4 protein-coding genes are annotated in these 7,994 nt (G+C 71.2%); 3 read left to right on the top strand and 1 reads right to left on the bottom strand.

What is annotated here, in order from left to right:
* Nucleotides 1-2,307, bottom strand: a 2,307-nt coding sequence (gene valS, locus VFL99_RS13760; RefSeq protein ID WP_325106939.1) for a valine--tRNA ligase, incomplete at its 3' end; no start/stop codon positions are given.
* A gap of 378 nt (nt 2,308-2,685) precedes the next feature.
* On the opposite strand from valS, the gene ileS reads away from it, so the two are divergent.
* The 3 genes from ileS to VFL99_RS13745 are packed head-to-tail and all read left to right on the top strand — an operon-like array spanning nt 2,686 to nt 7,963.
* Nucleotides 2,686-6,045, top strand: coding sequence for an isoleucine--tRNA ligase (gene ileS, locus VFL99_RS13755; RefSeq protein ID WP_325106938.1), 3,360 nt, complete (start codon nt 2,686-2,688; stop codon nt 6,043-6,045).
* Nucleotides 6,045-6,578, top strand: coding sequence for a GNAT family N-acetyltransferase (locus tag VFL99_RS13750; RefSeq protein ID WP_325106937.1), 534 nt, complete (start codon nt 6,045-6,047; stop codon nt 6,576-6,578). The genes ileS and VFL99_RS13750 overlap by 1 nt, the downstream gene beginning before the upstream one ends.
* Nucleotides 6,575-7,963 carry a bifunctional folylpolyglutamate synthase/dihydrofolate synthase gene (locus tag VFL99_RS13745; protein ID WP_325106936.1) on the top strand — a complete coding sequence of 463 codons (1,389 nt, stop codon included), beginning with the start codon at nt 6,575-6,577 and terminating at the stop codon, nt 7,961-7,963. The genes VFL99_RS13750 and VFL99_RS13745 overlap by 4 nt, the downstream gene beginning before the upstream one ends.
* Nucleotides 7,964-7,994 lie beyond the last annotated feature (31 nt).

Raw genomic sequence — 7,994 nt, 5'->3', positions numbered from 1 at the left:
CCACGACCACGCCTCCTCCGTGCAATACGGCAGGAATGGCGCGAACAGCCGCTGCAACGACGACAGCGCCCGGCGCAGCGCGAGCCGCGCCGACTGGGTGGCCGCGCCACCCTCCTCGTCGTACGCGCGCTGCTTGATCAGCTCCAGGTAGTCGTCGCAGAAGACCCAGAAGAACCGCTCGATCCGCTCCAGCGCGGTGGTGTACTCGAAAGCCTCCAGCGCGCCGGTGGCCTGCCGGATCACATCGTCCAAAGCGGACAGCATCGCCTGGTCGAGCGTCTCCGACACCGAGGCGCCCGCGGCCGGCTCGGGGAAGCTGAGCGCGAACTTGCTGGCATTCAACAGTTTCGTGGCCAACCGGCGGCCGACCTTCATCTGGCCGGTGTCGTAGGCCGCGTCGGCCCCGAGCCGGCCGCTGGCCGCCCAGTAGCGCACGGCGTCCGCGGAGTGCTCCTTGACGACGTCCTCGGGGGTGACGACGTTGCCCTTGGACTTGCTCATCTTCTTGCGGTCGGGGTCCAGGATCCACCCGGAGAGCGCGGCGTTGCGCCACGGCACCGAGCCGAACTCGAAGTGCGAGCGCACGACCGTGGAGAACAGCCAGGTGCGGATGATGTCGTGCCCCTGCGGACGAACGTCCATCGGGAAGACGAGGTCCATGAGCGCGTCGTCGCCGCGCCAGCCGCCGGCGATCTGCGGCGTGAGCGAGGAGGTCGCCCAGGTGTCCATGATGTCGGGGTCGCCGACGAAGCCGCCGGGCTCGCCGCGCTGCGACTCGTCGTACCCGGCTGGTGCCTGCGCGGCCGGGTCCACGGGCAGCTGGTCCTCCGACGGCACCAGCGGGGTGTCGTAGACCGGCTCGCCGTCCGCGTCGAGGGGGTACCAGACGGGGATCGGCACGCCGAAGAACCGCTGGCGCGAGACCAGCCAGTCGCCGTTGAGCCCGCTCACCCAGTTCTCGTAGCGCGAGCGCATGAACGCCGGGTGCCACTCGACCTCGCGACCCCGCTCGATGAGGGCGGCGTTGAGCTCGGCATCGCGGCCGCCGTTGCGGATGTACCACTGCCGGGAGGTCACGATCTCGAGCGGCTTCTCGCCCCGCTCGTAGAAGTTGGCCTTGCGCTGGGTCGGCGTGGGCTCGCCGTCGAGGTCACCCGACTCGCGCAGGGCCGCGACGATCGCCTCGCGCGCGCCGAAGGTGGACTTGCCGGCGACCTGCTCGGTGAACAGCGCCTCGCCGGGCCCGCCGACCAGCCACTCGGGCACCTCCGCCTGGATCCGGCCGCTGCGCGTGATGACCGACCGGGTGGGCAGCTGCAGCTCGCGCCACCACAGCACGTCGGTGAGGTCGCCGAAGGTGCAGCACATCGCGATGCCGGCGCCCTTGTCGGGCTCGGCCGCGGGGTGCGCCAGCACCGGCACCTCGACCCCGAACAGCGGTGAGCGGACCGTGGTGCCGAACAGGCCGGCATACCGCTCGTCGTCGGGGTGGGCGATGAGGGCGACCACGGCGGGGATGAGCTCGGGACGCGTGGTCTCGATGTACACCGGCGCGGCGCCCTCGGCGGTGGGGTGGAACGCGACCCGGTGGTAGTGGCCGGGATAGTCCTTCGCCTCGAGCTCGGCCTGCGCCACCGCGGTCTGGAACGTCACGTCCCACAGGCCCGGCGCCTCGGACTGGTACGCCTCGCCGCGGGCCAGGTTGCGCAGGAACGCCTGCTGCGCGGTGGCGCGCGAGCGGTCGTCGATGGTGCGGTAGGAGATGCCCCAGTCGAAGGAGAGGCCGAGCCTGCGGAAGAGGCTCTCGAAGGCCTCCTCGTCCTTGACGGTCAGCTCGTCGCACAGCTCGATGAAGTTCTGCCGCGAGATCGGCTTCTGGTCGGAGGCCTTGACGCTCTTGGACGTCCCGCGGTGCGGTGGCTCGAAGCCCGGGTCGTGCGGCAGTGAGGCGTCCCCGCGCACGCCGTAGTAGTTCTGCACCCGCTTCTCGGTGGGAAGGCCGTTGTCGTCCCACCCGATCGGGTAGAACACCTCGAACCCGGCCATCCGCTTGTAGCGGGCCATGCAGTCGGTGTGGGTGTAGGAGAACACGTGCCCCACGTGCAGCGACCCGCTGGCGGTGGGCGGCGGGGTGTCGATGGAGAAGACCTTCGCGCGCGGCCCGGCCAGCGCCCGCTCCCGGTTGAAGCGGTAGGTGCCCTGCTCGCGCCATACCTGCATCCACTTGTCCTCGAGGCCGTCGACCGACGGCTTGGCGGGGATCTGTGGAGTGGTGGCCGTGCGGTCCACGGAGGCAGGGTCGGTCATGCCCCTATGGTCCCAGAAGCGCGGGGGTGCCCTCGAACGGGTTTGCCCCGCCGCGCCGGGTACCGGGGGGCTGCCGGTGATCGCGTTGCCGCCGCCGGGCCGGGGGTCCCGTAGACTGGGCGGCAGAGGCGCTGGAGCCGTCATCAGCGGTGAGCCTCCGGAAGAACGGGACCACGCGGCATACCTCTGGTGGGCGCCGCGCCGGTCCTCAGTAGAACCGGACGGGAGGGCCCGTCACAGCCCCGACGAGCGGTCGTATGCCGACCCGAGGGTCTTCGGGTCGCCTGCGGCAAGCGAGGTGGTACCGCGGTGCCGCCCGGACCCCGGGTGACGTCGTCCTCGTGGACCAGGAGGACGAGGACAACGAGGCGCCCCGACATGAACTACCCCAAGGTGGACTTCCTTTCCGAGCCCGGCGAGCCCGGTGACGCGGCCGGCGGCGCGCGGACGCGTGGCGTCGACGCGAGCCCGCGCTTCCCGGAGATCGAGGAGCGGGTGCTCAAGTACTGGGACGAGGACGGCACCTTCCTGGCCTCGGTGGCGAATCGTGAGGTGGGGGAGAACGGCGCGAACGAGTTCGTCTTCTACGACGGCCCGCCCTTCGCCAACGGCCTGCCGCACTACGGGCACCTGCTCACCGGCTACGTCAAGGACATCGTGCCGCGCTACCAGACGATGCGTGGACGCCACGTCGAGCGCCGGTTCGGCTGGGACACCCACGGACTGCCCGCCGAGCTCGAGGCGATGCGCCAGCTCGGGCTCAAGACCACCGACGAGATCCGCGAGCTGGGCGTCGAGAGGTTCAACGCCGCCTGCCGCGAGTCGGTCCTGCGCTACACCGACGAGTGGCGGGACTACGTGCGGCGACAGGGCCGCTGGGTCGACTTCGAGCACGACTACAAGACCTTGGAACCCGACTACATGGAGTCGGTGATCTGGGCGTTCAAGTCGCTGTACGACAAGGGCCTCGTCTACGAGGGCTTCCGCGTCCTGCCCTACTGCTGGAACGACGAGACGCCGCTGTCCAACCACGAGCTGCGGATGGACGACGACGTCTACCGCATGCGGCGGGACCCGGCGGTCACCGTCGGCTTCGGGCTCGACTCCACCGGGGAGGACGACGTCCTCGACGGCGCGCTCGCCCTGATCTGGACCACCACCCCGTGGACCCTGCCGAGCAACCTCGCGGTGATGGTCGGCTCCGACATCGACTACGTCGTGGTCGAGGCGGGCGTGCCCGGCACCGAGCGGACGGCCCGCTACCTGCTGGCGGAGGCGCGGCTCCCGGCGTATGCACGTGAGCTCGGCCAGGAGCCCGAGGTGCTCGCCCGCTACCGCGGCGCGGACCTGGTGGGCCGCACCTACACCCCGCCGTTCTCCTACTTCGCCGGCCACGCCGGCGCCTTCCGCGTCGTGGCGGCCGACGACGCGGTCACCACGACCGACGGCACCGGGCTGGTGCACAGCGCCGGTGCCTTCGGTGAGGTCGACAAGGAGGTCACCGACCGCGAGGGCATCGAGGCGGTCATGCCGGTCGGCAAGGACGGCCGCTTCACCCACCCCGTCGACGACTACGCCGGGATGCTCGTCTTCGACGCCAACCTGCACATCATCGACCACCTGAAGGCGGCGACCCGCGGCTCAGGGGAGAGCGGCGCGGTCAGCGGCGGCACGGTGCTGCTGCGCCGGGAGACCTACGACCACTCCTACCCGCACTGCTGGCGCTGCCGGGAACCGTTGATCTACAAGGGTGTCTCCTCCTGGTTCGTGCAGGTCACGGCATTCCGGGACCGCATGGTGGAGCTCAACGAGCAGATCACCTGGGTGCCGGAGCACATCAAGCACGGCCAGTTCGGCAAGTGGCTGCAGAACGCGCGCGACTGGTCGATCACCCGTAACCGGTTCTGGGGGAGCCCGGTGCCGGTGTGGCGGAGCGACGACCCGACCTACCCGCGGATCGACGTCTACGGCAGCTTCGAGGAGCTGGAGCGCGACTTCGGCGAGATCCCGACGCGCGTCGACGAGCGCGGCAACCGGGTGCCCGACCTGCACCGGCCCAACGTCGACACGCTGACCCGACCGAATCCCGATGACCCGACCGGGAAGTCGACGATGCGCCGGGTCGAGGACGTCCTCGACGTGTGGTTCGACTCCGGGTCGATGAGCTATGCCCAGGTCCACTACCCGTTCGAGAACGCGGAGTGGTTCGAGCACCACTTCCCGGGTGACTTCATCGTGGAGTACATCGGGCAGACCCGCGGCTGGTTCTACACCCTGCACGTACTCGCGAGCGCGCTGTTCGACCGCCCGGCCTTCGAGGCCTGCGTCAGCCACGGCATCGTGCTGGGCAGCGACGGGCAGAAGATGAGCAAGTCGCTGCGCAACTACCCGGACGTGACGGAGGTGTTCGAGCGGGACGGCGCCGACGCGATGCGCTGGTTCCTCATGGCCTCGCCGATCCTGCGCGGCGGCAACCTCATCGTCACCGAGCAGGGCATCCGGGAGGGCGTCCGGCAGGTGATGATCCCGCTGTGGAACGCGTGGTACTTCTTCGCGCTCTACGCCAACGCGGTGGGCGGCGGCTCCGGCTACGAGGCCCGCTGGTCGACCGCCTCCGGGCACGTCCTGGACCGCTACCTGCTGGCGAAGCTGCGCGGCTACGTCGAGGAGATGCAGCAGCGGCTCGACGCCTACGACATCGCGACGGCCTGCGACGCGACGCGCACCTTCCTGGACGTGCTCACCAACTGGTACATCCGGCGCTCACGCGAGCGCTTCTGGGACACCACCGGCGAGAGCGGGGCCAGCGACAACGCCGCGGCGTTCGACACCCTCTACACCACCCTCGAGGTGGTCACCCGGGTCGCGGCGCCGCTGCTGCCGTTCACGACCGAGGAGATCTGGCGTGGCCTGACCGGCGGGCGGTCGGTGCACCTGACCGACTGGCCGGACGCCTCCGACCTGCCGGCCGACGACGGGCTCGTCGCGGCGATGGACCGGTCCCGCGAGGTGTGCTCGGCCGCGCTCGGGCTGCGCAAGGCCGAGGGACTGCGGGTCCGGCTCCCGCTGGCCGACCTGACCGTCGTGACCGCCGACCCGACCGCGCTGCGGCCCTTCGCGGACCTCGTCAGCGACGAGGTCAACGTCCGCCAGCTGACCCTCGTCGACCTGGCCACCGCCGACCAGCGCGACTTCGGCGTGAGCCAGCGGCTGGTCGTCAACGCCCGCGCCGCCGGTCCGCGCCTCGGCAAGGACGTCCAGCAGGCGATCCGAGCCAGCAAGTCCGGTGACTGGTCGGTGTCCGAGGACGGCACCGTGACCGCCGGCGGGCTCGTCCTGCAGGAGGGCGAGTTCAGCCTCGAGACGGTGCTCGACCAGGACGGCAAGGGCGGTGCGGGTCGCGCGAGCACGATGCTGCCGGACGGCGGCTTCGTGCTGCTGGACACGACCGTCACGCCGGAGCTGGCCCAGGAGGGCCTGGCCCGCGACGTGATCCGGGCCGTGCAGCAGGCCCGCCGCGACGCCGGTCTGGACGTCAGCGACCGGATCAGCCTCACCATCACCGGCGACGACCAGGTGTGGGAGGCGACCGTCGCCCACCAGCAGCTGATCATGGAGGAGACCCTCGCCGTGCAGTTCGGCTCGGCCGGCGCGGGTCACCCGCTGCCCGGCGGCGGGGGCAGCTCCGCCGTGGTCGGTGACGACCGCAAGATCGACATCCTCGTGAAGAAGGTCTGATGCCCGCCACGACACGCGACGTCACCATCCGGCAGGCGACCGGCGACGACCTGCAGGCCGTGCTGGTCGTCGGCCGCACCACGTGGCCGGCGACCTACTACAGCATCGCCGGCGAGGACTACATCCAGGCCGGCCTGGCGAAGTGGTGGACCGAGGAGGCCACCATCCCCGCCATCCGCGCCGGCCGCGTGACCGTCGCCGAGGTCGACGGCCAGGTCGTCGGCGTGGCGACGGTCGGCCCCCGCGACGGCCACCTCGTGCTGTGGAAGCTCTACGTCCTGCCCGAGCACCAGGGGCGCGGCATCGGCAGCGCCCTGCTCGACGCGGTGCTCGAGAACGCCCGCGAGGACCAGCACGAGGTGCAGCTGTCCTACCTGGACGGCAACACCTCTGCGGCCGCCTTCTACCGGCACCAGGGGTTCGTGGAGTTCGACCGCGAGGCCGGCGGGGGCGGGGTGCCCGACGACATCTGGATGCGCAGGTTCCTGCGGCCCGCCGATGACGCGGATGACCCGGCGGGAGACCCGTCGTGAGCGGGCGTCCGGACGCGCGCCAGCAGGCGGCAGCGGAGGCCCTCGAGGTGCGCAAGCGGATGCGGGAGACCGAGGAGGCGATCCTCTCCCGCGCCCCCGAGCACGACCTGGTGCCGAGCCTGGACCGCATCGCCGCGGTGATGGAGCTGATGGGCGACCCACAGAAGGCCTTCCCCGTCGTGCACCTGACCGGCACCAACGGCAAGACGTCCACCACCCGGATGGTCGAGCGGATCCTGCGCGAGAGCGGGCTGTCGACGGGCCGGTTCACGTCGCCGCATCTGCACGACATCCGCGAGCGGATCTCCTTGAACGGCAAGCCGATCCCTGCCGAGAAGTTCCTCGCGGCGTATGCCGACGCCATCCCCTTCATCGAGCTGGTCGACGCCCGTTCGCTCGCCGAGGGCGGCCCGCGGATGACCTACTTCGAGGTGCTCGTCGCGGTCGCCTACGCCGCGTTCGCCGACGCGCCCGTGGACGTCGCGGTGGTCGAGGTCGGTATGGGCGGCGCCTGGGACGCCACCAACGTCGCCGACGGCACGGTCTCGGTGGTCACCCCGGTGGGTATCGACCACGAGCGCTTCCTCGGCTCCAGCGTCGAGCAGATCGCCACGGAGAAGTCCGGCATCATCAAGGCCGACGCGATCGCGGTGTCCTCCGAGCAGCTGCCCGAGGTGCTGCAGATCCTGCGGGACCGGGCCGAGGAGGTGGGCGCGGACCTCGCCGTCGAGGGCGAGCGGTTCGGTGTGCTCACCCGTGAGCTGGCGGTCGGCGGGCAGCAGGTCTCCGTCCGCGGGCTGGCCGGCGACTACCCGGACCTGTTCCTGCCCCTGCACGGGATGCACCAGGCGCACAACCTGGCCACCGCGATCGCCGCGGTGGAGGCGTTCCTCGGGGGAGGTGAGCAGCGGCTGGACCCCCAGGTGCTCGGGGCCGCGCTCGCCGACGTCACCTCACCGGGCCGGCTGGAGATCGTCCGGCGCTCGCCGACGGTCATGGTCGACGCTGCGCACAACCCCGCGGGCGCGATCGCCCTGCGCGATGCCCTGCAGGACTCCTTCACCTTTGCCCGGCTGGTGGGCGTCATCGGCATCTTCGAGGACAAGGACGCCACCGGGATCCTGGAGGCGCTCGAGCCGGTGCTCGACCACGTCGTCGTCTCCCGCACCACCAGTCCGCGGGCGATGGCCGCCGACCGGCTCGGCGCGCTCGCGGTCGAGGTCTTCGGGGAGGACCGGGTCACCGTGGTGGCCGAGCTGCCCGACGCGCTCGACACCGCGGCCGGCCTCGCCGACGAGGGCGGCGTCGCCGGTGGCGTGATCGCGACCGGGTCGGTCTTCACCGCTGCCGAGGTGCGCATGTTGCTCGGGGCCACCGAGACGTGACGGTCCGTGCGGGAGGCAAGCGCACGGCATA

Source organism: Segeticoccus sp. (assembly GCF_035708005.1).
The sequence above is the reverse complement of the archived record's forward strand: the minus strand, read 5'-3'. Positions and strand labels throughout refer to the sequence as shown.